This is a genomic window from Brevundimonas sp. (assembly GCF_046295775.1).
Lineage (GTDB): Bacteria > Pseudomonadota > Alphaproteobacteria > Caulobacterales > Caulobacteraceae > Brevundimonas.
In genome coordinates this window covers 1-26,625 of record NZ_JBKBML010000027.1, presented here as the reverse complement: position 1 = coordinate 26,625, position 26,625 = coordinate 1, and the positions used below count along the sequence as shown (strand labels likewise).

General features: G+C 68.2%; 29 protein-coding genes. 5 read left to right on the top strand and 24 right to left on the bottom strand.

The features are described from left to right. Nucleotides 1-46: 46 nt before the first annotated feature. On the bottom strand, nucleotides 47-1,468 hold the full coding sequence (locus tag ACK4I0_RS12600; RefSeq protein WP_409611489.1) for an SDR family oxidoreductase: 1,422 nt from the start codon (nucleotides 1,466-1,468) through the stop codon (nucleotides 47-49). Between the two features lie 146 nt (nucleotides 1,469-1,614). Between ACK4I0_RS12600 and ACK4I0_RS12595 the strand changes: the two genes are divergently transcribed. Continuing rightward, complete coding sequence (locus ACK4I0_RS12595) at nucleotides 1,615-2,532, top strand: Hsp33 family molecular chaperone (protein WP_409611487.1); 918 nt, start codon at nucleotides 1,615-1,617, stop codon at nucleotides 2,530-2,532. 4 nt (nucleotides 2,533-2,536) lie between these two features. Here ACK4I0_RS12595 and ACK4I0_RS12590 read toward each other — a convergent pair whose 3' ends face one another. From ACK4I0_RS12590 to ACK4I0_RS12555, 8 genes are all read right to left on the bottom strand, one after another. Beyond that, nucleotides 2,537-3,442, bottom strand: a complete 906-nt coding sequence (locus tag ACK4I0_RS12590) for an enoyl-CoA hydratase-related protein (protein ID WP_409611485.1) — start codon at nucleotides 3,440-3,442, stop codon at nucleotides 2,537-2,539. 55 nt (nucleotides 3,443-3,497) lie between these two features. Continuing rightward, nucleotides 3,498-4,823 (bottom strand): dihydroorotase, encoded by a 1,326-nt coding sequence (locus ACK4I0_RS12585; RefSeq protein ID WP_409611483.1) that lies wholly within the window; start codon nucleotides 4,821-4,823, stop codon nucleotides 3,498-3,500. A 58-nt stretch (nucleotides 4,824-4,881) separates the two neighbouring features. Continuing rightward, a complete protein-coding gene (locus ACK4I0_RS12580) occupies nucleotides 4,882-5,904 on the bottom strand; it encodes a M48 family metallopeptidase (RefSeq protein ID WP_409611481.1) in 1,023 nt (340 codons plus the stop codon). 12 nt (nucleotides 5,905-5,916) lie between these two features. Continuing rightward, complete coding sequence (locus ACK4I0_RS12575) at nucleotides 5,917-6,486, bottom strand: LemA family protein (RefSeq protein ID WP_409611479.1); 570 nt, start codon at nucleotides 6,484-6,486, stop codon at nucleotides 5,917-5,919. A 66-nt stretch (nucleotides 6,487-6,552) separates the two neighbouring features. Then, on the bottom strand, nucleotides 6,553-6,744 hold the full coding sequence (locus ACK4I0_RS12570; protein WP_409611477.1) for a DUF6898 family protein: 192 nt from the start codon (nucleotides 6,742-6,744) through the stop codon (nucleotides 6,553-6,555). Continuing rightward, the gene (gene hemA, locus ACK4I0_RS12565; RefSeq protein WP_409611475.1) at nucleotides 6,744-7,970 is read right to left on the bottom strand and encodes a 5-aminolevulinate synthase; all 1,227 of its coding nucleotides are present in this window, start codon (nucleotides 7,968-7,970) and stop codon (nucleotides 6,744-6,746) included. Before hemA ends, ACK4I0_RS12570 begins: the two co-directional genes overlap by 1 nt. A 298-nt stretch (nucleotides 7,971-8,268) precedes the next feature. Continuing rightward, nucleotides 8,269-9,171 carry a 3-hydroxyisobutyrate dehydrogenase gene (gene mmsB / locus ACK4I0_RS12560; RefSeq protein WP_409611473.1) on the bottom strand — a complete coding sequence of 301 codons (903 nt, stop codon included), beginning with the start codon at nucleotides 9,169-9,171 and terminating at the stop codon, nucleotides 8,269-8,271. A 70-nt stretch (nucleotides 9,172-9,241) separates the two neighbouring features. Continuing rightward, the gene (locus tag ACK4I0_RS12555) at nucleotides 9,242-10,522 is read right to left on the bottom strand and encodes a lytic murein transglycosylase (protein WP_409611471.1); all 1,281 of its coding nucleotides are present in this window, start codon (nucleotides 10,520-10,522) and stop codon (nucleotides 9,242-9,244) included. Nucleotides 10,523-10,651: 129 nt separating this feature from the next. Here ACK4I0_RS12555 and ACK4I0_RS12550 point away from each other — a divergent pair, with 129 nt between their 5' ends. Beyond that, a complete protein-coding gene (locus ACK4I0_RS12550; RefSeq protein WP_409611469.1) occupies nucleotides 10,652-12,397 on the top strand; it encodes a cytochrome c biogenesis protein DipZ in 1,746 nt (581 codons plus the stop codon). On the opposite strand, the gene recO is transcribed toward ACK4I0_RS12550, so the two are convergent. From recO to folK, 14 genes are all read right to left on the bottom strand, one after another. Then, nucleotides 12,394-13,125, bottom strand: a complete 732-nt coding sequence (recO, locus tag ACK4I0_RS12545) for a DNA repair protein RecO (protein WP_135061546.1) — start codon at nucleotides 13,123-13,125, stop codon at nucleotides 12,394-12,396. The two genes, ACK4I0_RS12550 and recO, sit on opposite strands and share 4 nt — an antisense overlap. Next, nucleotides 13,125-13,595, bottom strand: coding sequence for a nuclear transport factor 2 family protein (locus ACK4I0_RS12540; protein WP_409611467.1), 471 nt, complete (start codon nucleotides 13,593-13,595; stop codon nucleotides 13,125-13,127). The genes recO and ACK4I0_RS12540 overlap by 1 nt, the downstream gene beginning before the upstream one ends. A 27-nt stretch (nucleotides 13,596-13,622) precedes the next feature. Further along, nucleotides 13,623-14,240 (bottom strand): flavodoxin family protein, encoded by a 618-nt coding sequence (locus tag ACK4I0_RS12535; protein WP_409611465.1) that lies wholly within the window; start codon nucleotides 14,238-14,240, stop codon nucleotides 13,623-13,625. A 51-nt stretch (nucleotides 14,241-14,291) separates the two neighbouring features. Continuing rightward, entirely contained in the window at nucleotides 14,292-15,506 is a 1,215-nt protein-coding gene (locus tag ACK4I0_RS12530) for a serine hydrolase domain-containing protein (protein ID WP_409611463.1), read from the bottom strand. A gap of 19 nt (nucleotides 15,507-15,525) precedes the next feature. Continuing rightward, on the bottom strand, nucleotides 15,526-16,476 hold the full coding sequence (gene era / locus ACK4I0_RS12525; protein ID WP_409611491.1) for a GTPase Era: 951 nt from the start codon (nucleotides 16,474-16,476) through the stop codon (nucleotides 15,526-15,528). A gap of 5 nt (nucleotides 16,477-16,481) precedes the next feature. Next, nucleotides 16,482-17,192, bottom strand: a complete 711-nt coding sequence (gene rnc, locus ACK4I0_RS12520; protein WP_409611461.1) for a ribonuclease III — start codon at nucleotides 17,190-17,192, stop codon at nucleotides 16,482-16,484. Beyond that, nucleotides 17,192-18,031, bottom strand: a complete 840-nt coding sequence (lepB, locus tag ACK4I0_RS12515; RefSeq protein WP_409611459.1) for a signal peptidase I — start codon at nucleotides 18,029-18,031, stop codon at nucleotides 17,192-17,194. Before lepB ends, rnc begins: the two co-directional genes overlap by 1 nt. 59 nt (nucleotides 18,032-18,090) lie before the next feature. Further along, complete coding sequence (gene acpS / locus ACK4I0_RS12510; RefSeq protein ID WP_409611457.1) at nucleotides 18,091-18,492, bottom strand: holo-ACP synthase; 402 nt, start codon at nucleotides 18,490-18,492, stop codon at nucleotides 18,091-18,093. After that, nucleotides 18,489-19,241 (bottom strand): pyridoxine 5'-phosphate synthase, encoded by a 753-nt coding sequence (locus ACK4I0_RS12505; protein ID WP_409611455.1) that lies wholly within the window; start codon nucleotides 19,239-19,241, stop codon nucleotides 18,489-18,491. The genes acpS and ACK4I0_RS12505 overlap by 4 nt, the downstream gene beginning before the upstream one ends. Before the next feature lies 1 nt (nucleotide 19,242). Next, on the bottom strand, nucleotides 19,243-19,827 hold the full coding sequence (gene pyrE / locus ACK4I0_RS12500) for an orotate phosphoribosyltransferase (RefSeq protein ID WP_409611453.1): 585 nt from the start codon (nucleotides 19,825-19,827) through the stop codon (nucleotides 19,243-19,245). 43 nt (nucleotides 19,828-19,870) lie between these two features. Further along, nucleotides 19,871-20,650 (bottom strand): TIGR00730 family Rossman fold protein, encoded by a 780-nt coding sequence (locus ACK4I0_RS12495; protein ID WP_409611451.1) that lies wholly within the window; start codon nucleotides 20,648-20,650, stop codon nucleotides 19,871-19,873. A gap of 24 nt (nucleotides 20,651-20,674) precedes the next feature. Next, entirely contained in the window at nucleotides 20,675-22,837 is a 2,163-nt protein-coding gene (locus tag ACK4I0_RS12490; protein WP_409611449.1) for a RelA/SpoT family protein, read from the bottom strand. Between the two features lie 128 nt (nucleotides 22,838-22,965). Further along, the gene (gene rpoZ, locus ACK4I0_RS12485; RefSeq protein ID WP_409611447.1) at nucleotides 22,966-23,325 is read right to left on the bottom strand and encodes a DNA-directed RNA polymerase subunit omega; all 360 of its coding nucleotides are present in this window, start codon (nucleotides 23,323-23,325) and stop codon (nucleotides 22,966-22,968) included. Between the two features lie 89 nt (nucleotides 23,326-23,414). Beyond that, nucleotides 23,415-23,951, bottom strand: coding sequence for a 2-amino-4-hydroxy-6-hydroxymethyldihydropteridine diphosphokinase (folK, locus tag ACK4I0_RS12480; RefSeq protein WP_409611445.1), 537 nt, complete (start codon nucleotides 23,949-23,951; stop codon nucleotides 23,415-23,417). Here folK and ACK4I0_RS12475 point away from each other — a divergent pair. Together ACK4I0_RS12475 and ACK4I0_RS12470 are read left to right on the top strand one after the other, a co-directional pair. Beyond that, the gene (locus ACK4I0_RS12475; RefSeq protein WP_409611443.1) at nucleotides 23,944-24,483 is read left to right on the top strand and encodes an NYN domain-containing protein; all 540 of its coding nucleotides are present in this window, start codon (nucleotides 23,944-23,946) and stop codon (nucleotides 24,481-24,483) included. The genes folK and ACK4I0_RS12475 overlap by 8 nt on opposite strands. Further along, nucleotides 24,483-25,118 (top strand): uracil-DNA glycosylase, encoded by a 636-nt coding sequence (locus ACK4I0_RS12470; RefSeq protein ID WP_409611441.1) that lies wholly within the window; start codon nucleotides 24,483-24,485, stop codon nucleotides 25,116-25,118. The genes ACK4I0_RS12475 and ACK4I0_RS12470 overlap by 1 nt, the downstream gene beginning before the upstream one ends. A gap of 7 nt (nucleotides 25,119-25,125) precedes the next feature. On the opposite strand, the gene ACK4I0_RS12465 is transcribed toward ACK4I0_RS12470, so the two are convergent. Next, on the bottom strand, nucleotides 25,126-26,091 hold the full coding sequence (locus ACK4I0_RS12465) for a glycosyltransferase family 9 protein (RefSeq protein WP_409611439.1): 966 nt from the start codon (nucleotides 26,089-26,091) through the stop codon (nucleotides 25,126-25,128). An 83-nt stretch (nucleotides 26,092-26,174) separates the two neighbouring features. On the opposite strand from ACK4I0_RS12465, the gene ACK4I0_RS12460 reads away from it, so the two are divergent. Beyond that, a partial coding sequence (locus ACK4I0_RS12460) for a YgfZ/GcvT domain-containing protein (RefSeq protein ID WP_409611437.1) occupies nucleotides 26,175-26,625 on the top strand: 451 nt, incomplete at its 3' end.

The window sequence follows — 26,625 nt, the reverse complement described above, 5'->3', positions numbered from 1 at the left end:
CGCTGCGCTCTGCGAGCCTCAAGCCCTCTCCCATCGGGAGAGGGTTTTAGAGGTTGGTGAGCTTGCGGATCTTGCTGTCCGGCTGGCGGCTTTCCAGCACGGCCGCGCCGACCAGGGCCGCCAGGGTGGCGACGGCCAGAAGCGCGCCACCCTCGCGGGCGTGATCCTTGGCGTACTGACCGGCGTCATCGGCGTATTTGCGCGCGCGCTTGCCGGCGTGGTCGCGGCGACGGCGGATGTCGTCGAAATCGACGCGGCCGCGCAGTTCGTCCACAAGCGATTCGAAGCTGGAACGAGCCTGATGGGACGCCTTGCCGGCGCGTTCGCCGGCCTCTTCGGCACCGCCGCGCAGAGCATGAGCCGCGTCGGACAGCTTGTGCTTGAGGCCGTCGACGTCGACCCAGCCGCGCGGGTCGATGCGGCGCTTGATCCGCTCATAGCGGGTCGGGCCGCTGCGCTGGCTCAGCAGCACCACGGCGATCGCGGCCAAGGCGACGGCGGCGATGGTTCCGCCGGTCACGCCGGGATGTTTACGGGCCTCGGCCAGGACGCTGTACTGTCGAACCATGGGATAGTGAACCTCTTCATCCAGGCCGTCTTCGGTCGGGTCGTAGAGCCCGTCTTCGTACGGCCGATAGGCGGAACCCCTGTCCCGCATCAGGCTAGGAGCGAACTTGGCCAGAAGTGGTTCCGCCAGGCCCGGCAGGGCCGCGTAGAAGCTGGCCGCCAGCCGCCCGCCGCCGCCGACCGTGATCTCGCGAATGCCGTGGCTGGCGCAGTACAGAATGGTGTCGGCCACCACATGGGTCGCATAGACCGGCTGCGGATTCTGCACCGCCTGTCCCGTCAGATTCAGGGCGTGGCGTGGATAGGGCGTGTCCACCGCCGCGGGCTTGACCAGGCTGACGGTCACCGGCGCCTTTTCGCGCAGCAGCTCCATCCGCAGCGCATTGGTAAAGCCCTTCATGGCGTGTTTGGAGGCGGAATAGACGCCCTGCACCGGGATCGGCGCATCGCCCAGGATCGAGCCGACGTTGACGATGGACCCGCCGCCCGGCTTGCCGCGCAGATGCTCGACCGCCACCAGCGAGCCGTTGACCACGCCCCAGTAGTTGGTCTCGAACAGGCGGCGCTGATCGTCCAGCCCGGTCTCGCGAATGGGGCCGTAGATCGAGACGCCGGCGTTGTTCACCCAGGTATCGAACCCGCCGAACAGGCGCACGCACTTGTCAGCCGCCTCCTTCAGCGCATCGAAGTCCGCCACATCGGCCACGGCCCAGGCGCAGCGCGCACCCTCGGCCTGCAGTTCTTCGCACAGCGCGCGCAGATCGGTCTCGCCGCGCGCGATCAGGAACACCCTCGCGCCTTGCCGCGCTGCGCGTCGGGCGGTCGACAACCCGATCCCCGACGTCGCGCCGGTCACGACGATCGCCTGCTGGTTCAACGGCTTGAGCTTGGCTTTGGACATGACGCACCTCCGAACGGACCGGGCAAACGGGCGCGCGGGCGTCCCCGTTCCAGGCCGACGGCCCAGCCTAGCACAGCCCCCTTACCAAGCGGGAAGCGGGCGCCTATCTTTCCGCCTCTTCCGAAACGCCATTTCCTGGAGCCGCCGTGACCGATCACGCGCCCCTGTCGCCCGTTCCCGTCGACGACCTCGCCGCCGCCTTCCAGATCGAGGGCTGGCCCGTGCGCGGCCGCCTGGTGCGCCTGGGCGACGCCATCGACGCCGTCTTGTCTGCCCACGACTATCCCGAGCCGGTCGCCGCCCTGCTGGGCGAAACCTGCGCGCTGGCGGCCTTGGTCGGCTCCAGCCTCAAGTTCGAGGGCCGGCTGATCGTCCAGGCGCAGGGCGACGGGCCGGTGCGCTATGTCGTGGCCGACTACGACAGCGACGGGCACATCCGGGGCTATTGCCGCTTCGATCCCGAGGAAGTCGCGGCCGCTTCGACCGGCTTCTCGCGCCCCGGCGCGCAGACCCTGCTGGGCAAGGGCGTGTTCGTCATGACCCTGGATCAGGGCGCGGACTTCGAACGCCATCAGGGCATCACCCCAATCGAGGGCGAGAGCCTGTCACTGGCCGCCGAGCACTACTTCCGCCAGTCCGAACAGGTGCCGACGAAGGTGCGCCTGGCGGTTGGCGCGGTCGATCAGGGTTCGGGCCCGAAATGGCGCGCGGGCGGAGCGATGATCCAGATGGTCGCCGGCGACGCCGCGCGCGGCTCGACCGAGGACGTGTGGGAACGGAGCGAAGCCCTGTTCCACACCCTAGCCGACGACGAACTGCTGGATCCGCAGATCACGCCGGAAATTCTGCTGTTCCGCCTGTTCCACGAGGACGGTGTGCGGCTGGAGCAGGCTAAACCGCTGTCTGCCGTCTGCCGATGCTCGGCCGACCGGATCGCCGCCGTTCTCACATCATTCGGCGACGACGAGCGGCGCGAGATGATCGAGGACGACGGCAAGATCCGCGTCACCTGCGAATACTGCTCGACCGTCTATGAGATCGAGCCGGAGCAGATCGGGAGCTGACGGCCTACTCGGCCCAGCGCGGCTTGCGCTTGTCCAGGAAGGCGCGGACACCCTCCTGCCCTTCCTCGGACACGCGGGCGCGGGCGATGCGGCGGGCGGTGTCCTCGATCAGGCCGTTGTCCAGCTTGTGGCCGGCCACGTCGTTGACCAGGCGCTTGGCCTCACCCATCGCGCCGGGCGCATTGGCGGTCAGGCTGTCGCTCAGCATCGAGATGAACTCGTCCATCGAGCCTTCGGGCAGCACCATGTCGATCAGCCCGGCGTGGGCCGCATAGTCGGCGTCGAAGATGTTGGCGGTCAGGAACAGCTGACGCGCGCGACGGGCGCCGACGGCCTCGATGACATAGGGAGCAATGGTGGCCGGGATCAGGCCCAGCTTGACCTCCGAGAAGGCGAAACGCGATCCCTCGATCGCCACGGCCATGTCGCAGGCGGCCACGATGCCCGCGCCGCCGCCCATGGCCGCGCCCTCGACCAGCGCCACGGTCAGGGCCGGAATGTCATGCAGCGCCTTCAGCATCCGGGCCAGGCCCATGGCGTCTTCGCGGTTGTCGCTCTCGGACCAGTCGGCGGCGTCGCGCATCCAGCTCAGGTCCGCGCCGGCGCTAAAGGTCCCGCCCGCGCCGCGCACGAAGACGATGCGCACATTGTCGGCGCCATGCAGCGTCTCGAACGCCTCACGCAGGGCGGCGATGGTGGCGGCGTCGAAGGCGTTCTTCTTGGCCGGCCGATTGATGGTGACGAAGACCCGGCCGTCCGTGGTCGCGTCGATCTGCACCAGATCGTCGTTCGCGTCCGGGGCGGCGTCCACCAGCAGCGGGTGTGAGATCGAGTTGATCTCGGCCGCCTCGGCGTCGGTGATGTCCAAGGCGTTGAGGTCGGCCTCTTCGGGCGTGCGGCGGTCGGTCATGGCGGTTCTCCTTCGCCTCCCTAACGCATCAAGGGCGGCGAAGGTCAACGCGCCGTCAGAAGGTTTCCTGGAACCGCACGGGCTGGCCGTGGGCCGATCCGATCAGCTCGCCGTCCTTCATCACCACCCGCCCGCGCACGATCGTCGCCATCGGCCAGCCTTCGGCCTCGAAGCCGTCGAAGGGGGTCCAGCCGCTGCGGGTCGCCATGTCTTCATGGCGGATGACCCGCCTGGCGTTCAGGTCGACCAGGGTCAGGTCGGCGTCATAGCCTTCGGTCAGACGGCCCTTGCCGGCCGTGCCGAACACCCGCTGGGCGCCGCCCGAGGTCAGGTCGATAAAGCGCTCCAGCGTCATCCGACCTTGCGCCACATGGGTCAGCATGACCGGCACCAGGGTCTGCACGCCCGGCATGCCCGACGGCGACGCCGGATAGGCCCGCGCCTTCTCCTCCAGCGTATGCGGCGCATGGTCCGAACCCAGCACGTCCACGACGCCCTGCTGGATGCCGCGCCACAGGCCGGCGATGTGCGGCGCATTGCGGATCGGCGGGTTCATCTGGGCCAGGCCCCTCAGCCGCTCATAGGCCTCGTCGCCGTCCAGGGTCAGGTGCTGGGGCGTTACCTCGACGGTCGCCACATCCTTGTGCTGGGCCAGGAACTCGATCTCCTCGGCCGTCGTCACGTGCAGCACGTGGATGCGGCGTCCGACCTCCTTGGCGAGACGGACCAGGCGGCGCGTGCTCATGATGGCGCTCTCGGGGTCACGCACCTCGGGGTGGCTGGTCCAGTCGCCAGGCCGGGCCAAGTCGCGGCGCTCGGCCAGGCGGTATTCGTCCTCGGAATGGAAGGTGGCCCGCCGGCTGACGTTGCGCAGCACCTCGCGCACGCCGTCGTCGTCGGCGATCAGCAGGTCGCCGGTCGAGGCGCCCATGAAGACCTTGACGCCGCAGCAGCCGGGCAGCCGTTCCAACTCGCCCAGATAGGCCGCATTGCCGTGGGTGCCGCCGACGTAGAAAGCGTGATCCGTCCACATCCGGTCCCTCGCTCGCGCCAGCTTGTCGGCTAGGGTGTCGGGATCGGTCGTATTGGGATTGGTGTTCGGCATTTCAAACACCGCGACCACGCCGCCCAGAGCCGCGGCGCGCGAACCCGTCTCCAGGTCCTCTTTCCATTCCAGCCCCGGCTCGCGGAAGTGCACCTGGGTGTCGATGACGCCGGGGAGAACGGTCAGACCGGCGGCGTTGACGATCTCTCCGGCCGAGGCCTGGGACAGGTCGCCGATGAAGGCGATGCGGCCGTCGCGCACGCCCACGTCGGCCGGGCCGCGCCCCGCATGGTTGGCGACCTCGCCGCCGCGCACGATCAGATCATAGGTCGCCATGGGCTGCCTCCTCGAAAGCTCGCCGCTTATGGCGACCGAAGGCGGCCGGGGGCAAGTCTCAGGTGGCTGGGACCGCTGTCGAGCCGCCCGCAGCCGACGGCTGCTCCCACGGGCCCGGATCACGGCCGCCGCCGAACTTCACCAGGGCCGCGATGCGCTTCTCGATGGGCGGATGGGTGCCGAACAGGCCCGACAGGCCAAACGCGCCCTCCTGATTGTCCAGGAACATGCCGCGCACTTCGTCGGGCGCTTCCAGCTTGGACTGGCCCGACACCTTGCGCAGGGCCGAGATCATGGCGTCGGGGTTCTTGGTCAGCTCGACCGCGCCCGCATCGGCCACATACTCGCGCGTCCGCGACAGGCTCATGCGGATCAGGAAGGCCAGGGCCACGCCGATCACCGCAATGGCGATGCCGATCAGGATCAGCGGCCCGGCGTTCTTGTTGTTGCTCCGCCCGCCGCGCGCAAAGAACAGGCTGCGGAACACGATCTCGGCTATGACGCTGATGATGCCCGCGAAGATCGAGGCGATCACCATGGTCCGCACGTCCTTGTTGATGACGTGGGTGAGCTCGTGCGCCAGCACCGCCTCCATCTCGTCGCGGTCCAGCGCGCCCATCAGACCGCGCGTCACAGTGACGGAGTAGCGCCCCTCGTGCAGGCCCGAGGCATAGGCGTTCAGCGACTGGTCCTCGATGATCCTCAGCGTCGGCGTCTTCATACCGCGCGAGATCGCGAGGTTTTCGAGCAGATTATAGAGCTCGGGCTCGCTGCGGCGGTCGACCTTTCGGGCGCCGGTCATGGCGTCGATCATCGCCTGATTGCCGAAATAGGCGATGGCGAACCAGACGCCCGAGATCACCAGGGCGGCCGGCACAGTCCAGCCCAGCATGCTGGCGGCCAATGCCATGTCCTGACCCAACGTCGCCTCGGGCCCCGCGTTCGGCAGCACGCCGAAGCCCATCAGGATCAGCTGCAGCCCATACAGGATGCCGACCATAAGCACCGGGAACCCGGCCAGCAGGATCGCCGACCGGGTGTTGTTGGCCCAGATGTGGGTCTTGAGACCGACCGCGCCCAAGCGCTCGCTCCCTTAGAACTGCACCGTCGGCGGGGCGGCGTTCAGGCCCGCCCGCTCGCTCTCGCCCACGTCGAAGAAGGGCTTGTCCGAGCCAAAGCCGAACAGGCCGGCGAAAAGGACGGTCGGGAACTGGCGGCGCACGGCGTTGAACTCGGCCACGGCGTTGTTGAAGAAGCGGCGCGCGGCGGCCAGCTTGTTCTCAATGTCCGACAGATCCACCTGCAGCTGCTGGAAGTTGGTGTTGGCCTTCAGGTCCGGATAGGCCTCCGACACGGCGAACAGGCGGCCCAGGGTCGCCGTCAGCATGTTCTCGGCCTGGACCTTGTCATTGACCGAAGTCGCCCCGGCGGCGGCGGCGCGCGCCTGGGTCACAGCGTCCAGAGTGCCGCGCTCGTGCGTGGCGTAGCCCTTCACCGTCTCGACCAGGTTCGGGATCAGGTCCTGGCGCTGCTTCAGCTGCACGTCGATGTCCGCGAACGACTGGTTCGCGGCCTGATCCAGCGCCACCAGCCGGTTGTAGGCGCCGACGATGACGAACAGCAGTACGACGACGATGACGCCGATGATGATCCAGGTGATCATGAAGCCCTCCTAAAGCCTTGGCTCGATTATGGGGCCTGGACGCGCGCGCCCGAAATGAATTCGGCGTCACCCGACGGCGCGAGCGGCCAGGGCCCGCTTTAGCTTGGCGAGGGCGATGCGTTCCAGTCCCCGCGGCTCGTGCGCAGGACCCACGGCCGAAACCTCGATCCCGCTGACTACATGCACAGCCGAGCATTTGAGGAAGGCCCCATTGCGCACGAACTCGACGATGACATCGCCCAGTTCCGGGTCATGCATCAGGCGGCGCTCGGCATCCGGGCGACGTTGCAGTGCGACCACAGCTTGTCCATGGCAGTGACCAGGGCGTCCATCATGCCGTCGTCATGGTCAGGCGACGGCGTGAAGCGCAGACGCTCGGTCCCCTTGGGCACGGTCGGATAGTTGATCGGCTGGACGTAGATGCCGAAGTCTTCCAGCAGCATGTCCGAGATCATCTTGCAGTGGACCGGGTCGCCCACGTGCACGGGCACAATGTGGCTGACGCTGGGCAGGACCGGGATGCCGGCGGCGGCAAAACGCGCCTTCAGCGCAGCGGCGCGTTCCTGATGCTTTTCACGCAGTTCGGGGTGCGTCTTCAGGTGGCGCACAGAGGCCAGCGCGGCCGCGGTCAGGGCCGGCGGCAGGCTGGTGGTGAAGATGAAGCCCGAGGCCCAGCTGCGCACGGCGTCGATGATCACGGCGTCCGCCGCGATATAGCCGCCCATCACGCCGATGGCCTTGCCCAGCGTGCATTCGATGATGTCGATGCCGTCGAGCACGCCGTCGCGCTCGGCCACGCCTGCGCCCGTCGCGCCGTACAGGCCGACCGCGTGGACCTCGTCCAGATAGGTCATGGCCCCGTATTTGCGGGCCAGGGCGATGGTGCCGGCCAGGTCGGCGATGTCGCCGTCCATGGAATAGACGCTCTCGAAGGCGATCAGCTTGGGCGCATCAACCGGGGCGGCCTGCAGCAGCGCCTCCAGATGCTCCAGATCGTTGTGGGCGAAGATGTGCCGCTCGCAGCCGCCGTTGCGGATGCCCGCGATCATCGAGGCGTGGTTCAGGCTGTCGGAGAAGATGATCAGGCCCGGCAGGATGCGCTGCAGGGTCGTCAGCGTCGCCTCGTTGGCCACATAGCCCGAGGTGAACAGCAGTGCGGCTTCCTTCTGGTGCCAGCTGGCCAGCTCGGCTTCCAAATCGACCGCGGAGCGAGTGGTGCCCGAGATGTTGCGCGTGCCGCCGGCGCCGGCGCCGGCCTCGGCGACCTCGTCCTGCATGGCGGCGACGACGTCAGGATGCTGGCCCATGCCGAGATAGTCGTTGGAGCACCAGACGACCACGTCCTGTTCGGTGCCGTCCTCGCGCCGACGCACCGCGCACGGAAACTTCCCGCGCACGCGCTTCAGATCGGCGAAGACACGATAGCGGCCTTCGCTCTTGACTTGAGTGACGGCGTTTTGGAACGCGGTCCGGTAGTCGAACACGGCAGGCTCTTTGTCGGCTTGTGACAGCGACGCCTATGTGCGCCTCGAACCCCCTAATGTCCACAAGCGGCAGAGGGAGAAATCGTCGCAAGGCCTTAATCGATAACGATTCTCATATTTGTTGGAGCGCGGTCAGAAGGCTCCGCCTTCTCGACCCGACGCGCTCCCTATCTCCTCCCCATGAAATGGGGAGGGGGACCACGAAGTCGTGGAGGGGCGGGTCCACCATCGCAAAGGCCCTCCGTCACGGCGAGAGCGCCGCGCCACCTCCCCATGACATGGAGAGGAGACTGAGAGCTCAGTCCTTCTTCAGGTCGTCCAGTCGGCCGCGCAGCATCTGCAGGATTCCGGAGAAGTCGCGGCCCGCGTAGCCCAGGCCGCCGAACAGGGCGTAGAGGGCCTCGGCCTGGGCGCCCAGGGGCGTCGTGGCGCCCGCCTTGGCGGCGGCGTCCTGGGCCAGCTTCAGATCCTTCAGCATCATGGCCGTGGCGAACCCGCCGTCATAGTCGCGGTTCGACGGCGCGGTCGGCACAGGGCCGGCCCAGGGATAGTAGCTGCTGACGCTCCAGCACTGGCCGGACGACTTGGACGCGATCTCGAAGAAGCGTTCAGGCTCCAGGCCCAGCTTCTCGGCCAGGGCGATGGCCTCGCACGTGCCGACCATCGAAATGCCTAGCAGCATGTTGTTGCAGATCTTGGCCGCCTGCCCCGCGCCGTGGTCGCCGGCGCGGATGGTGATGCGGCTCATGGGCTCGAGCGCCGGCTCGATGCGGGCGAAGTCGCCCTCGTCGCAACCGACCATGAAGGCCAGCGTCCCAGCGTCCGCCGCCGCCGTGCCGCCCGACACCGGCGCGTCGGCGAAGGCGTAGCCTGCCTCCTTGGCCAGACCGGCGACCTTGCGCGCGGTGTCGACGTCGATGGTCGAACAGTCCAGCAACAGGGCGCTCGTCGGCGCAGCGCCGATGATCTGTTCGGAGTAGACCTTCAGCACGTGAGGGCCGGCCGGCAGCATGGTGATGACGATCTCGGCGTCCCGGACGGCCTCCGTGACCGACGCGACCGGCGTGCAGCCCACGGCCGCCGCGCGGTCCAGCGCGTCCTTGGACAGGTCGAAGGCCGCGACCTGATGACCCGCCTTGGCCTGATTGGCGGCCATGCCGCCGCCCATGTTGCCCAGCCCGATGAAGGCGATCCGCGCCATGCGCCTGCTCCCTTGATTATGGTTTCTTGGCCGGACGGTTAGCCCGCCTCTTGGCCTCGCGCCAGCCCGATCAGCCGCCGCGGCGGATCAGCTCGTCAGCCAGGGCGGCGGTCAGATAGCCATCGGCGGTGCGGCCGTTGGCGATCTGCCACTGGCGAAGCGCCGCGCGGGTGTTGGCCCCGATCACGCCGTCCACGCCCTGCGTGTCATAGCCCAGCCGGGTCAGCGCCGCCTGGGCCCCGACGCGCTGATCGCGGGTCATCGGACCATCGTCGGGCCAAGCCTTGCTAAGCGGCGGCTTGCCCTGCACCCCGTCGGCGATCAGGCCGATGGCCAGGGCGTAGCTGACCGAGTTGTTGTAGCGGCGGATGACATAGTGGTTCGGCAGGGCCAGAAAGGCCGGACCGTTCGCGCCCTGAGGCAGAAGGATGGTCGCGCCCTCCCCGGCCTCGGCCGCGTTGAGGCTGGCGCCGTTCGCTAGCGTCACGCCGCGCTGGGACCAGAAGCTCCAGGGATGGCGGCCGCCCTCGGCCAGCGAATAGTCGAAGCCCGAGGGCAGCACGACCTCATAGGCCCAGCCTTGACCGCGCTTCCATCCAGCCTGAGCCAGCAGATTGGCGGCCGAGGCCAGGGCGTCGGCGTCAGAGCCCCAGATGTCGACTTTGCCGTCCCCGTCCTGATCGACGGCGAGGCGCAGATAGTTGTCCGGCATGAACTGGGTCTGACCCATGGCGCCGGCCCAGCTGCCCTTCAGGCCAGCGCGGTCGCGCTTGCCGTCAACGACGATGTTCAGCGCATTCTTCAGCTGTTCCTCGGCCCAGTCGCGGCGACGACCGTCGAAGGCCAGGGTCGCCAGTGAGCGGATGACGTCGAAATCGCCCTGAACCTGACCGAAGGCGCTCTCCTGAGCCCAGATGCCCAGCAGGATCTCGCTGGGCACGCCGTATCGCTGGACCACCGCCCACGGCACGCGATCGCTGCGCCGACGCGCCTCTGCCACCCGAGCCGCGCTGGTGGCGTTGGTCACATAGACGCCGGCTGGCCGCGAGAACTCAGGCTGGTTGCGGTCCAGGCGTATCACCGACGGGTTGGGCGTCAGCCCCTGGAGCTCGCGCTGATAGGCCGCGCGGCGCGCACCGCCGTGACGCTCCAGGAAACTCTGCTTCCACTGTTGAAAGCTGGCCTCGTCGTACGCTTCGGCCGGCGGAGTCGCGGGCGCGGGCGTCGGAGCCGGCGTGGTCACGACCGGAGCGGGCGCGGGCGCTGGCGTCACCGGAAGCGGCGGCTCCGGGACCATTGGCGCGCAGGCGGCGACGGAAACGAACAACAGAAGGCGGTAAGAGAATCGCATGATCCCGGCGTAACGCCTCAACGGCCTGAATCGTAATCACAACCGCGCGAAAAACTTGATCGGAAATCCGCCTTCATCCTTGGGGCCGCCCCCCGCGTATATGCAAAGCTTCAGCCGAAGGCCCGCACGATGATCCTGATCCTTCTATCCTACCTGGCCGGGGTGCTGACCATCCTCAGCCCCTGCATCCTGCCGGTGCTGCCATTCGTTTTCGCCCGATCCGGGCAGCCATTCCTCAAGAGCGGCCTGCCGCTGCTTGTGGGGATGGCCGTCACCTTCGCGGGCGTCGCCAGCCTGGCGGCCATCGGCGGGGGCTGGGCGGTTCAGGCCAATGAGATCGGCCGCTGGGTCGCACTTGCGGTCATGGCGGTGCTGGGCATGACGCTGCTGATCCCGTCCCTGGCCGACCGCCTGACCCGGCCGCTGGTGGCTCTAGGCTCCCGACTGACCGAGAAGGCCAGTCTTCAGGACGCCCAGGGCGGCGGCTCGATCTGGCCCTCGCTGCTGCTGGGCGTGGCGACGGGATTGCTATGGGCGCCGTGCGCCGGGCCGATCCTGGGCTTGATCCTGACCGGCGCGGCCCTGCAGGGCGCCAGCGTGGGCACGACCTTCCTGCTGCTGGCCTATGCGGCAGGCGCGGCCACTTCGCTGGCCCTGGCCCTGCTGGTCGGCGGCAAGATCTTTCAGACGATGAAGAAGTCGCTGGGCGTCGGCGAGTGGGTGCGCCGGGTGCTGGGCGCCCTGGTGCTGGCGGGCGTGGCGGCCATCGCCCTGGGACTGGACACCGGCCTGCTGACGCGCCTGTCGTCGGCCGGCACCAACAGCCTGGAGCAGGGGCTGGCCTCGCGCTTCGGCGTCGGAATGCCCGCGCCCACGCCGCGCGCGGATCGACCGCCGCTGGATCAGCTGCCGATCGAACAGGCCATTCCGCCCCTGACCGGGGCGACCGGATGGATCAACAGCCCGCCCCTGACCACCGAAGGTCTGCGCGGCAAGGTGGTCCTGGTCGACTTCTGGACCTACTCCTGCATCAACTGCGTGCGGACCATCCCCTATGTCCGCGCCTGGGCCGAGAAGTACGCGCCCTACGGCCTGCAGGTCATCGGCGTGCACACGCCGGAGTTCGCGTTTGAAAAGTCCGAGCGCAACGTGCGCGCTGCGGTTCAGCGGTTCGGCGTCACCTATCCGGTCGCCATGGACAACGACTTCGCCGTCTGGCGCGCCTTCAACAACCAATACTGGCCGGCCCACTTCTTCGTCGACGCAAAGGGCGACGTGCGCCACCACCACTTCGGCGAGGGCGACTACGACTATTCGGAACGGGTGATCCAGCAGTTGTTGCGCGAGGCGGGCGTCCGAAACGTGCCGACGGATCTGGTTTCCATCGACGGCCAGGGAGCCGAGGCCGCGGCGGATCGGGCCAATCTGAACTCGCCCGAGACCTATCTGGGCTATGCGCGAGCCAAGAACATCGTGTCGCCCGGCGGCCTGCTGGCCGATCAGGCGCGCGACTATTCGGCGCCCGCCAGCCTGGCGCTGAACCAATGGAGCCTGTCGGGCCGTTGGCTGGTGCGCAGCGAGCACGCCGAGGCGCAGTCGGCCGGCGGACGCATCGCCTTCCGGTTCCGCGCCCGCGACGTGCATCTGGTGCTGGGGCCGACCCGCGCGGGTCAGACCATCCGCTATCGCGTGACCATCGACGGCCGGGCGCCCGGCGCGGCGGCGGGCGTCGATGTCGATGCTTCTGGCATGGGCGTGGTGACCGACGAGCGGCTGTATCAGTTGATCCGTCAGCCGGGCGACATCGGCGAGCGCACCTTCGAGATCGAGTTCCTCGACCCGGGCGTGCAGGCGTTCGCCTTCACCTTCGGCTAAAGCCGCCCTGCCTCGGCCAGCTTGTCCAGCATCCACACGCGGGCGGGCGGCAGGGGCTTGTTCAGTGGGTGGAAGACGAACTGCTCTAGGAAGTGGCCGGTCAGGTCCAGGCCCGCCTTGACGTCGCCCTCGGCCACACCCGCCTGCGCGCCCAGCATGAAGGGCGGCAGGGCCAGCAGCTTGTCGGCATAGGGCGCCCCCGCCTCGCGGCTGACGGCCCGGCCCGTGCGCGGGCTGACCCAAACGAGATCGTCGGTCGATCCGCTGGCCGCGCAGCGCGACAGGTCGAGACCGAAGCCGAGCTCTTCCAGCAGGCCTGCTTCAAACCGGGCGAAGACGGCCGGCCAGACCTCGGGCCAGGCCAGGGCGCCCATAAGCGCTTCGAAGGCGAAGAAGGCTCCCGGATGGGCCTCGCGCTCGGGCAGCGCGCCCTCGGCCACGGCCGCGGCGGCGTTGAGGCCGACCAGAGCGAGAGGATCGTCGAACAGGGCGGCCGGCCCCTCCCCGATCGGCTCCAGCCGGGCCGAGCCTAGCTGATCGGCGGTGCGCGACCTCAGCGCGGCTGTCACCCGTGCGCCGGCCTGCAAAAAGGGCCTCATGCGCCGCGACGCCCCGCCGGCCACATAGGCCATGCGCCGCCCATGCTGCTCGGTCAGCAAGCCGACCACGGCGCCCGTGTCGCCGTGCGACCGCGCCGACAGCACAAAGGCCTCGTCTTCGATCTCCATCAGTCGGAAGCGCCGCCCCGAATCAGATCGACGACGGCGAACGCCTTGTCGTTGGGCACGGCGAAGCTCAGCACATACTGCTCGATCTTCCAGCCGTCGTCGGTCCGGCGCAGCACGCCCGACCCGCGCGTCTCGCCATAGCTGGCGTTGGTCAGCTTCTCTTCGAACCAGGCGATGCAGCGACAGTCTATGGGCGCGATGGTGATCGTTCGCTCGGTCGCCGGATAGGACCATCCCCGACCGCGGGCGAAGACCGGCCCGGCGTAGGCGCGGAACTGCTCAAGGGTCCAGTGCTCGGTCGCGTCCGTGCCGACGAAGCGGGCGTCCGGCGCGAACAGGGCGAAGTAGGCGTCGCCGTCCGCGGCGGTCGAGGCCGCGTTCAGCCGATCCAGGACCGCAGCGACCTCGGCCTCGGGGCTGGGCGCCGTCTGGATCGTGAGGGCGGCCAAGGCCGCAAGGGTCAGGGACATGGCCGTCTCCGCTATGAGAGGATCAGCCTAGCCCTCCTCGCCGCTTTCGGGAACGGGATAGACGCTGGGTTTCATGATCTTGGCCAGCGCGACCAGATTGCGCGCGGCGTTTCTGCCGACGCGGTCGGAATAGTCGTGGCCTTCGTCGGTTTCGACGTAGTCGGGCCCAGGCCCCGGCCCCAGATGCCAATAGGTCCAGCTCTGCCCCGGAATGGTGAAGCCCATGTCGATCAGGCCCTGGCAGACGGTGGCGACGATGTTATGGGCGCCGTCCTCGTTGCCGGTGATGACCACGCCCCCGACCTTGCCGAAGGCGACCGGGCGGCCGTCGTCGTCGGTCTCGGCGAACCAGGCGTCCATGCGCTCGAGCGCGCGCAGGCAGACGCTGGACATCTGGCCCAGCCAGGTCGGCGTGGCGAAGACGACGATGTCGGCGGCCTTCAGCTTTTCATCCACCTGGGGCCACTGGTCGCCGTCCCCCTCGTCGGCGGAGACGCCGGGCTTAATGTCCAGATCGACCAGACGGATCAGCTCGACCTCCGCGCCGCCCTTTTCCAGTTCAGCGATGACGACGCGGGCAAGCGCCTCGGTCGACGAGGTATGCGGCGACGGCTTCAAGGTGCAGTTGAGAACGACGGCCTTCATGGGATCTCCTCGCAGGTCACGAGGCCAACCCTCCGGCGGGCGCTGCGTTCCCTAGTTGGCCAGACGCGTCGGGACCGGCTTGCCCAAGGCCTCGGCCAATGCCTGCTGAGTGATGAGCATGACCTGGTCACGACGGTGATAGTTGTTGGACAGGACCACCACCGTCACGTCGTGCTCGGGCTCGTGGACCACCAGGTTGCGGAAGCCCGCCCAGCTGCCCGTGTGATAGATCTGCGCATCGGCGAAGGGCGCGTCGGTGCGCATCCCCAGGCTGTTGACGTAGAGGCCATAGCCATAGGCCCGGCGCTGGCGGCCGCGTTCGCGCGGCGTGTCCTCGGGCGCGTGGTCGGCGATCATCTGGGCGTAGGAGAAGGGCGTCAGAACCGCGCCGCCGTGCAGGGCCCGGTTCCAGATCATCAGGTCGTCGAGGCTGGAATACAGAGCCCCAGAGGCGAAAACGATGCTGACATTGGCCAGGGGCTGGGGCGTCAGCCCGCCGGGAAAGTCGCCGTAACCCATGACCAGCCCTTGGGTCTGATCATCGGCGTCGGAGTCTGTGTGATCCAGGCCCAGGGGGTCGAACAGCGCCTGTTTCAGATAGGCTTCGTACGAGACGCCGCTGGCCTTTTCGACCACCACGCCCAGAAGGTTGAAGCCGGCGTTGCTGTATCGGACCTTGGTCCCCGGCTCGAACTGCAGGCGATAGCGGGCGGTGGCTTCGGTCAGTTCCTGCGGCGTGCGCGGCGTGGCGCGGATTCGACCCCACTCCGCCTGGGCCATCAGGTCCACCACGCCCGAGGTGTGCGACATCAGATGATGCAGTCGGATCGGCGCCCAGGCCTCAGGGCACGGCTGGATCCATTTGCATAGCGGATCGGCGACGCTGAGCTTGCCCTCGTCCTGAAGCTTCAGGATCGCGGCGGTGGTGAACTGCTTGGAGACCGAGGCCAGGCGAAAGCGGCTGTCCAGCGCCAGGGGCTCGCCGCGCTCGCGATTGGCCATGCCGTAGACTTGGCGGAACAGCACCTGATCGCCGCGCGACACCAAGACCCCGCCCATGAAGTCGCCGCGATCCAGCCGCGCCTTCAGGATCGGCAGGTCCTCGACGACCTTCAGAGGCGCCCGCTCGGGCGGCGCCGACGCGGTCGGAACGGGCAGGCGCGGCGCGGCAACGGTCTTCACCGCCGCCCAGGCCGAGGCCCCGACCACGATGGCGGCGGTGACCCCCAGGATCAGCCGGGGATGGCCCCCGGCGGTACGCGGCACATGAAACACGGGCTCTCGCTCAGACGTCGAAGTCCAGGCCGAACTGGGCGTAAAGGGCGCGGCTGTCCTGCCACTTCGGATCCACCTTGACGGTCAGGAACAGGTGGACGGGCCGTTCCAGCAGCTCGGTCAGCTCCTCCCGCGCCTTCTGGCCGATCCATTTGACGGTCTGACCGCCCTTGCCCAACACGATCGGACGTTGGCTGTCGCGCTCGACATAGATGGTCTGTTCGATGCGCACCGAACCGTCGGGCTTCTCGTCGAAGGCCGTGGTTTCCACCGCCGCCGAATAAGGCAGTTCCTCGTGGACGCGCAGATAGACCTTCTCGCGCGTGATCTCGGCCGCCAGCACGCGCATCGGCACGTCAGCGGACTGGTCTTCAGGATACAGCCAGTGCCCCTGCGGCATGGCCAGGGCCAGGCGGGTCTTCAGATCATCCACGCCGTCGCCGCTGAGGGCCGAGATCATATAGACCTCGGAATAGACGCCGGTTTCGAACAGACGCTGCGACAAGGCCAGCAGGGTGTCGCGGCGCATGCCGTCGATCTTGTTCAGCGCCAGGATGACCTTGGTCCCCGTCGCCTGCAGATTAGCGATGATGGTCTCGGTGTCCTCGGCCGAGCGGCGATCGGCGGCCGTGCCCTCACGCCCTTCGGAATCGATGTGCGACTGGGCGTCGATCAGGTGCACGACTACGTCGGCGTCCTCGGCCCCGCCCCAGGCGGAGGCGACCATGGCGCGGTCCAGACGGCGACGCGGCGTGAAGATGCCGGGCGTGTCCACCAAGACGATCTGAGCGTCGCCCTGAATGGCGATGCCGCGCACCGGAAAGCGCGTGGTCTGGACCTTCTGGGTGACGATCGAGACCTTGGAGCCCGTCAGCCGGTTGACCAGGGTGGACTTGCCGGCGTTGGGCGCGCCGATGATGGCAGCGAAGCCCGCGCGGGTCTGGTCGTTGGTTTCGGAGATATCGGTCAAATCACGCCTTCACGTTCAAGCAGGCCGACAGCGGCCGCCTTCTCCGCCTCCTGACGCGAACGGCCCTGGGCGGTCAAGGGTTCGACGCCCTCGACCGAGACCTGGACCGTGAAGGTCGGGGCGTGGTCAGAGCCGGTGCGCTCGACAACGGCATAGGCGGGCAAGGGCCTGCCCTGCCCCTGCGCCCATTCCTGAAGCGCGGACTTCGGGTTGGTCAGGCCCGGCTTGGAAGGAGTTTTCAGCTCTTGGGCCCAGGCGCGATCGAACACGCCTCGCGCCGCCTCCAGACCGCCGTCCATATAGACGGCCGCGAGGATCGCCTCCACGGCATCGGCGATGACCCCGGCCTTCTTGCGTCCGCCGGTCTTGGTCTCGCCTGCCGACAGCCTCAGCGCCGGACCGACGTCCAGCGCCTCGCCCACGCGCGCGCAGGCGGCCTTGTCGACCAGGGCATGCAGGCGCGCCGACAGCTTGCCTTCGTCGGCCTCGGGGAAGTCGGCCGACAGCCGTTCGGCCACCAGCAGGCCCAGCACCCGGTCGCCCAGGAACTCCAGCCGCTCGTTGTCGCGGATCTTGCGGCTTTCGACCGGCGTCCCCTGCCCCACGCTGGCGTGGGTCAGGGCGCGGTCCAGCAGGGTCTTGTCGGCGAAGGCGTGCCCCAGCCGCTGGGCCAGGGCGGCCACGGCCTCGGCGCGCGCGTTGGCCATCAGTCCAGGATCTGGAAGAACCGGCTCGGCCGCACATTGGCGAACCAGCTGACCGGGTTGAACAGGGACGCGCCGGGCGACCAAGAGAACAGGATGATCTCGGCCTTACCGACCAGATTCTCCTCCGGGACCATGCCCACCCCGCCGGCGATGCCGACCCGGCTGTCGATGGAGTTGTCGCGGTTGTCGCCCATGAAGAAGTAGTGACCGGCCGGAACCTCGAACACCGGCGTGTCGTCCAGGTCGCCGCCGGGGCCGTAGTCCTGGATGGCGAAGGTGCGGCCGCCCGGCAGGGTCTCGCGCTTGCGCATCACCTGGCGCGGTCCGAACACATCCTCGAACTCGCTTTGAGAAACCACGGCATCGGGCACGGCCTGATCGTTGATGTACAGGACGTTGTCGCGCATCTGCACGCGGTCGCCCGGCAGGCCGATCAGGCGCTTGATGTAGTCGGTCTTGTTGTCGCGCGGCAGTTTGAACACGACGATGTCGCCGCGCGCCGGCGCCTTGCCTAGGATGCGGCCGTCGAACAGCGGCGGGCTGAACGGGATCGAGTGTTTGGAGTAGCCGTAGGTCCACTTGGACACGACGATGTAGTCGCCCTCATAGAGATTCGGCTCCATCGACGCCGACGGGATGGTGAAGGGCTGGAAGAACAGCACCCGCAGCACCAGGGCGATGAGCAGGGCGAAGACGACGGTCTTGATGATTTCAATCGTCTCGCTGCCCGCGGACTTGGCGGGCTTTTCACGGCTGCGGCGGGCGCCGGGGGCGTAGACGGCGCCGTCGCCTTGGTTCGTCGCGCGCACCTCTTCGTCGCGCTTACGGTCGTCGCTCATCTGGCCTTGATTCCCCTGCCGCTTTCGCGCGGCCATTCCTGCCACGGGGTATAGGCTGATTACGCCATCGGCAAGGCTTCGATCACCACGAAGGCCAGGGCGTAAGGGTGCTCGTCCGACAGCGTCAGGTGAATGCGAGGCTCGTGGCCCGGCGGCGTCAGGCGCGCCAGATGCTCGGCCGCATGGCCGGTCAGGGCCAATGTGGGCTGGCCCGAGGGCAGGTTCACCACCCCCATATCGCGCCAATAGACATCGGAGCGCATGCCCGTGCCCAGAGCCTTGGCACAGGCCTCCTTGGCCGCGAACCGCTTGGCGTAGCTCCAGGCCGGGTCGGGCTTCCGATCGGAACGACGCCGCTCCAGCTCGGTAAAGCAGCGCGTCTTGAACCGGTCGCCGAACCGGTCAAGCGAGGCCTGAATGCGGCGGATGTCCGACAGGTCCGCGCCGACGCCGACGATCATGCCGCCCCGCCCGACACGGCCTCGTCCATCGCCACGCGCATGCGGCGAATGGCCCCGTCCAGGCCGGTGAAGACGGCCTCGCCGATCAGGAAATGGCCGATGTTCAACTCGACGATCTCGGGGATGACCAGCACCTCGCCGGCCGTGCCGAAGTCCAGGCCATGCCCGGCGTGAACCTCGAGCCCCAGGCCCTGCGCCTGGGCGGCGGCGGCGGCCAGGCGATCGAGCTCGGCGGGCCGCTGGCCGGGCGACAGGTGGCAGTATCGGCCAGTGTGGAACTCCACCACCTGGGCGCCGACGGCTGCGGCGGCCTCGACCTGGGCCGGCGAGGGCTCGATGAACAGGCTGACGCGCATGCCTGCTTGCGCGAGCGTCCGGGCGACCGGGGCGATGCGCGCCTCCTGGCCGGCGACGGCCAGGCCGCCCTCGGTGGTGACCTCCTCGCGTCGCTCGGGCACCAGGCAGGCGGCGTGCGGGCGATGGCGCAGCGCGATGGCCAGCATCTCGTCGGTGACCGCCATCTCCAGGTTCAGCGGCTTGCCCGCGCGGCGGCACAGGGCTGTCAGCACGTCGATGTCGGCGTCGGTGATGTGGCGGCGATCCTCGCGCAGGTGGGCGGTGATGCCGTCGGCCCCTGCCGCCAGAGCCGCCTCGGCGGCGCGTGCGGGGTCGGGATGGCTTCCACCGCGCGCGTTCCGCACGGTCGCGACGTGATCGATGTTGACGCCGAGGCGGACGCGTCGGCTCATCTTATTTCGCCAGCCGTCGGCTGCCGGGATCCTCGACCGGCAGAGCGGCCAGTTCGGGCGGCAGGGCGTCAGCCGGATAGGCCGGCACGTCCAGAGTGGCCAGCGCGATCAGCGGCACGCCCACGTCCGCGCGCCCGCCCGAGCGATCCACGATGCAGGCGGCCGCGACGACCGTGCCGCCCGCCTCCTGAATGGCGGCGATGCATTCACGCGAGGACAGGCCGGTGGTGACGATGTCTTCGACCATCACGACCTTCTCGCCCGGCTCGACATGAAAGCCCCGCCGCAGCTTGAAGGCGCCGTCCACGCGCTCGACGTACATGGAGCGCACGTTCAGATGCCTGGCGGTCTCATAGCCGGGGATGATGCCGCCGACAGCCGGCGAGATCGCCGCATCCACCGGACCGACCGTCGCCGTGATCTTCTCGGCCAGCGCCTTGCACAGCCGCTCGCAGCGTCGACCGTCCATGAAGACCAGGTTCTTCTGCAGGAAGACCGGGCTGTGCAGGCCGGACGACAGCACGAAATGCCCTTCGCGAAGAGCGCCGGCGTCACGGAATTCGGAGAGAACGTCGTCGGAGGTCATACAGGCTGCTTAGCCGTTTGACCGCTGCGGTTAAAGCCGAAGCCTACTCGATATCCGCGCCCGGCTTCAGCCCGCCTTCCAGCAGCTTGGTCCAGACCGTTTCGGCGTCGTCGGCGAAGGCGAACAGGTCCATGTCCGAGGCCTTGACCATCCCGTGCTCGATCAGGGCGTCAAAGTTGACGACCGAACGCCAATAGGCCTCGTCGAACAGCACGATCGGGATCGGCGGCGCCTTGCCGGTCTGGCGCAGGGTCAGGATCTCGAACAGTTCGTCCAGCGTCCCGAAGCCGCCCGGGAAGACCACCAGCGCATTGGCCCGCATGGCCAGGTGCATCTTGCGCATGGCGAAGTAGTGGAACTGGAACGTCAGCTCGGGCGTCGACCACGGGTTCGGAAACTGCTCGTGCGGCAAGGTGACGTTGAAGCCGATCGACGGAGCCCCGGCTTCGTGCGCGCCCTGATTGGCCGCCTGCATGATGCCCGGCCCGCCGCCTGTGGCGATGACGTTGTCGCGCGGTTCGCCCGGCGAGCCCTTGAAGGCGCCGCCCCGCTCGGACGCCAGACGACCGAACTGGCGCGCCTGCTCGTACCAGTAGGAATGCCGCCCCTCCCCGTCCGCGCCGACGCGGGCCGAGCCGAACACCACCAGGGTCGAGCGCACGCCCCAGGCGCGCAGGGCCTCTTCGGCCTTGGCGTACTCCATCAGGAAGCGCACGCCGCGCATGGAATCGCCGAGGATGAAATCGGAATCCTTGGCGGCGAGGCGATAGGAGGGCGAGGCGACCTGCGCCTGATTGGCGAGGGCTTGTTCTTCGGGCGTCATGAAATCTCTTGGGGTCTGTAAAGTTCAGCCGCGGGCGCGTTCGACGGTGTCGACCGACGGATTGGCCCTAAGCGCGGCGATTATGGTGGTGGCGTGCCGGGCGTCCTCGACCTCGACGTCGATCTCGATGTCGAAAAAGTCCTGCTGCCTGTGCGCCATCACCAGGTTCAAAATGTTGCCGCCGGCCTCGCCGATCAGGGTCGACACCTGACCCAGCACGCCGGGCGCATTCTTCATGGTGGCGCGGATCCGGGCCGACGCGACGGCCTCGTGCTCGGCCTGCGGCGTCCACTGCAGGTCCTGCCAGACCGAATCGTCATCGGCGAAGTCCGCAAGCTGCTGGCAATCGATGGTATGGACCGTCAGCCCCTTGTCCGGCTCCAGAATACCGACGATGCGGTCGCCCGGCACCGGGGTGCAGCAGGCGCCGAAATGCACCGAGACGCCGGGCGTCAGCCCACCGCCGCGCACGAACAGCCGCGCCTGGGCGTCGTCGATGCGCTTCTTCTCGGGCCCGGCCTTGAGCCGACCCTTGAGGCCAGGGAACAGAACCTCGGCCACCCGCGAGGGGCTGAGCCGCCCGCGTCCGATAGATTCGAACAGCTCGCCCTCTTCCTCGATCGCCAGGGTTTCGAGCGCAGGCTTGAGCGACACCTCGCCGAGCGCCTTTTCGGCCCGCTCCAGCGTCTGTTCCAGCGCCGCGCGGCCCAGCTTGATGAACTCCTCGCGCTCGGAGCTGCGGATGTGGCGGCGGATGGCCGAGCGGGCCCGGCCGGTCACCGTCAGGCTGCGCCAGTCGGCGGGAATGTCGCGCTTGGCGCCGCGGATGATCTCCACCACGTCGCCGTTCTGAAGCTGGGTGCGCATCGGCTTCAGTTCACCGTTGATCTTGACCCCCACGGCCGTGTCGCCGACCTCGGTATGGACGGCGTAGGCGAAGTCCAGCGCCATGCCGCCGCGCGGCAAGGTGATCAGCGCGCCCTTGGGCGTGAAGACGAAGACCTGATCCAGGTACATCTCCAGCTTGGCGTGCTCGACCCAGTCCTCGCCGCCTTCCCCATGCTCGATCACCTGCACGAGGTGGCGTAGGTTCTGCAGCGGGTCGCGTCCGCCGTCGGCCTCCATGGCCTGCCGGTCGAAGCCGTAGGACTGGTTCTTGTAGCGCCAGTGCGCCGCCACCCCGTCTTCGGCCACGCGGTCCATGGCCTCGGTTCGGATCTGCATCTCGATGCGCAGGCCCGATGGGCCCACCACCGTCGTGTGCAGGCTGCGGTAGTTGTTGGACTTGGGCGTCGAGATGAAGTCCTTGAAACGCTCAGGCACCATGGGCCAGGCGCGGTGGATCACCCCCAGCGCGCGGTAGCACTCGTCCTCGCTGTCGACGATGACGCGGAAGCCATAGATGTCCGACAGGCTGGAGAAGCCCACCGACTTCCTCTGCAGCTTGCGCCAGATCGAATAGGGCGTCTTCTGCCGGCCCGGCACACGGGCGGCGATGCCCGCTTCCTCCAGAACCCGCGTCACCTCGCTCGATACGCCTTCGATGGCGTGGCCGTGCTCCAGCTTCAGCGCCTCCAGCCGCCGCTCGATCGCGGTCTTGGCGGTGGGGTTCAGGTGGGTGAAGGCCAGCTCTTCCAGCTCCGAGGCGATGGAGTGGATGCCGATGGACCGGCCCAGCGGGGCGTAGACTTCCAGCGTCTCGCGGCTGATGCGCTCGCGCTTCTCGGGCTTCACGTACTGAAGCGTGCGCATGTTGTGCAGGCGGTCGGCCAGCTTGACCAGCAGCACGCGCACATCGCGCGAAATCGCCAGGATGAACTTGCGCAGGTTTTCGGCCTGGCGCGTGTGCTCGGCCTGCAGCTCGAGCCGGGACAGCTTGGTCACGCCCTCGACTAGGACGGCGACCTCCTCGCCGAACATCTGGGCGATGTCGTCGCGCGTGGCCGAGGTGTCCTCGACCACGTCGTGCAGCAGGGCGGTGACGATGGTGGCCGTGTCCAGCCGGTAGTCGGTCAGGATGCCGGCGACCTGGATCGGATGGGCGAAATAGGGATCGCCCGAGGCCCGCAGCTGCGAGCCGTGCATCTTCATCGCATAGACATAGGCCCGGTTCAGCAGGGCCTCGTCCGCCGTCGGGTCATACGCCTTGACCGCCTCGATCAGCTCGAACTGACGCAGGACGGGCATGCGCTTGGCCGCCGGGGCCGCTTCGGGCTCCGGCGTTGGCGGCGAATTCAGGTTTGCAGCTTCCGGAGCCGGCGCAGCCTTTACGGCCCGCGCCGGTAGAATAGTGACGCCTCTGGCGGGCTCGGCCGTCAGTAGCGCTCCTCCTGACCACCATCGCGGTCGCTCTGCAGTGCGCGGATCAGCTCGGCCTCGGCCATGTTCATGTGCTGGGGCTCAGCGAGCAGCTTGACGGTTTCGGCTTCGTCTTCCGCCTCGGTGCGCTCATCCACGCGTTGAAGAGTCGTGATGATCGTCTCGCGCAGTTCGTCGGGAACCACCTTGTCCTCGGCCAGCTCGCGCAGGGCCACGACAGGGTTCTTGTCGTTGTCGCGATCAAGCAGCAGGGCCGCGCCGTTGGCAATCGCGCGCGCGCGGTGACCCGCCAGCAGGACCAGGCCGAACCGGTTCGGAACCTTCTCGATGCAATCTTCGACGGTGACGCGGGCCATGAAATTCCTCGGACGCAGGGGAGAACCCCGCTAAATATAGCGTTGAAGCCGATTGTGCAACGCGGCGACGGCCGCAATGCGGCGATCATTCAGCGTATCGGCATGGCGTCCGACCCTATCGCCGCTGTTTCCGCCAGCCGCCTGGCTGTGACGTCAAGCACCGGGTGGCGCCACTCCGGGGCGATCTCCGCCAGCGGGCCCATGACGAACAGACGATCAGCGGCCCGAGGGTGCGGCAGGATCAATCCGTCGCAGTCACCCTGCTCACGCCCATACGCCACCAGGTCCAGATCCAGTGTGCGCGGCGCGTTGGGACGCGAGCGCTGTCGGCCAAAAGCCTCCTCGATGCGGCCGAGCGCGGCCATCACGGCATGGGGGTCGTGCTGGGTGTGGACGATGACGACCCCGTTCAGGAACGGCGGGTCGTTCGGGTCGGGCCAGGCCTGGGAGCGCCACCACGACGACCGCGCCACGACGTCCAGCCCCTCGGCCCGGAATCGCGCCAGCGCCGCCTCCAGCGCCTCGCGGCAATCGCGCCACGGCCCCTTGTCATTACAGCCTAGGGCGACGATGACCGCCTGATCGAGGTCTCCCGCATATTCGCACGGATATTCGCCCATGGTCATTCACCCGTCCGACCGACTGGCGGTCTTCATCGACGGCGCCAACCTGTACTCCGCCGCCCGATCGCTTCAGCTGGAGCTGGACTTCAAGCGGATGAACGACTGGTTCGCCGCCCGCGCCCGGCTGGTGCGGACCTATTATTACACGGCCATCATCGAGGGCGAAGAGTTCTCGCCGGTGCGGCCCCTGGTCGACTGGCTGGGCTACAACGGCTTCTCGGTGGTGACCAAGCCGGTCAAGCGCTTCACCGACTCCGAAGGCCGCAGCCGCACTAAAGGCAATATGGACATCGAGATCGCGGTCGATGTGCTGTCGCTGTCCGACAAACTGGAGCACGTGGTCTTGTTTTCCGGCGACGGCGACTTCCGCCGGTTGGTCGAAGCGGTTCAGGCCAAGGGGGTGCGGGTCACCGTCATCTCGACGACGAAGAGCCAGCCGCCCCACATCGCCGACGAACTGCGTCGTCAGGCCGACAGCTTCCTGGACCTGGCCGACATGGCGCCCGAGTTCGCGCGTCCGAGGCGCGACGCCTGATGCTGAATCCCGAACCGCCTCGCGACTGTCCGCTGTGTCCGCGCCTGGTCGGCTACCGGCGCGAGAACCAGGCCCAGAACCCCGACTGGTGGAACGGTCCCGCTCCCTCCTTCGGCGATCCGAACGCAAGGCTGCTGGTGGCTGGCCTGGCCCCTGGGCGCACGGGCGCCAACCGCACGGGCCGCCCTTTCACCGGCGATCACGCCGGCTGGCTGCTGTACGAAACGCTGAAGAAGACCGGCTTTGCGCGCGGGACCTACGAGGCGCGGCCTGACGACACGATCCAGCTGATCGACTGCATGATCACCAATGCCGTCCGCTGCGCCCCGCCTCAGAACAAGCCCCTGCCGATCGAGGAGGCGACCTGCCGGCCCTTCCTGATCGACCGGCTGGCCGCCCTGCCCCGGCTGAAGGTGATCGTGACCCTGGGCGACGTATCGCGCCGGTCGCTGCTGAAGTCGCTGGGCCTGCCCGGTACGGCCATCCCCGCCGGCCACGGGGTCGAGGGCGAAGCCGGCGGCTATCGCATTCTGAACAGCTATCACTGCTCTCGGCTGAACACGAACACCGGCCGGCTGACGCCCGAGATGTTCGAGGACATCTTCCGCCGCGCACGCCAGATGCTGGACGACTGAGCTCGGACTAGGCCCTCGCGGTCTGCATCCTGGTCAGGAAGGCGCAGGTCTTCTTCAGCACCCGGTCGGCCGGCAGATCCATCATGTGCTGGATCGACTGGTTCAGGCGCGGATCCAGGGCGCGGAACTCGTCGATGGATCGCGCGCCACGCACGGCGATCCCGCCCCACGGGCCGGTGCGCCGCTCGTCCGACGGGCCATACACGCCGACGCACGGCGCGCCGGCCGCGACGGCCAGCTGGGTCCAGACGGAATCCGCGCCGATGTAGAGGCTGGCGTGCTTCAGCGCCGCCACCGTCTGCAGACGGGTAAGACGCCCCTGCAGTTCGATCACCCGATGCCGCTGGACGGCCAAACGGATGGTGTGCGCCGCATCGCGGTCGGCTTCTTCGCCGACGATCATCAGCCGTCCGCCTGCCAGCGGCCCGTCGTCGGCCAGAACCGGGCCCGCCACCTTGGCGAACCGCTCGGCCGGCCAACGCTTGCCCATCCAGTCCACGCCCGGCCCAACGGCCAGGATCGGCCGCCCGTCGGGTCGCACCAGGGCGTCGACGTCGGCCTGGGTCCGATCCGAGATGAACAGACGCGGCGCCACCGGTTCGTCCAGTTGCATGACCGCGGCTGCGGCTTCCACCGCATGCAGCGCAGGATCGTCCTTGCCGCGCACGGCGCGCCTGTGTCGCTTCAACTTTCCCGACAGGGTCGAGCCGCGCAGATCGACCACCAGACCCCAGCGCGTCTCGCGCACCTTGTTCCACAGAGCGATCCAGTCGAACCGGCTTTCACGCTCCAGCACGATCAGTTGATCCAGCCCCGGCGTCTCAGCAAACAGGGGCGCGGACGCCGCCGAACCGACGATGGTGAAGCGCGCGTTCGGGACTTCCTCGACCAGATGCGCGAGCAGGCCCGAAGACAGCACGGCCTCCTCGGCGTCCGCCTCTGCAATATAGAGAATGGGAAAGGTCCCGCGCATTTTGCGACGCTACAGGGATTCTCGCCCAGGTTCAGCCGTCGCGCGCCCTCGCCATCGACCTTCGCCCCCCCTATTTGAAGGCCATGTCCGCCCGCATCGCCCGCCTCAACAGCCGCGCCCTGGTCCGCGTCTCCGGTCCCGACGCCCGCCCGTTTCTGCACAATCTGCTGACGCAGGATGTCGAGACCTTGGCCGAGGGCGAACGGCGCTTCGGCGCCCTGCTCTCGCCGCCCGGCCGGCTGCTGTTCGACCTGTTTCTGACTGCCGAGGGCGACGCCGTCGTGCTGGACGTGGACGCGGCGCGCCGCGACGCCTTCGTCCAGCGCCTGTCGATGTATCGCCTGCGAGCCAAGGTCGAGGTGGAGACGGACGACCGCCCTGTCCACGTCGTCTGGGACGGCGACGCCCCCGGTTTTTCGCCCGACCCCCGGCTGGCTGCGCTGGGCGGACGGGCGCACGGCGATTTTCAGGTCAACGCCAGCGAGGATGACTGGCAGGCGCATCGCATAGCGCTGGGCGTTCCTGATGCGGCCG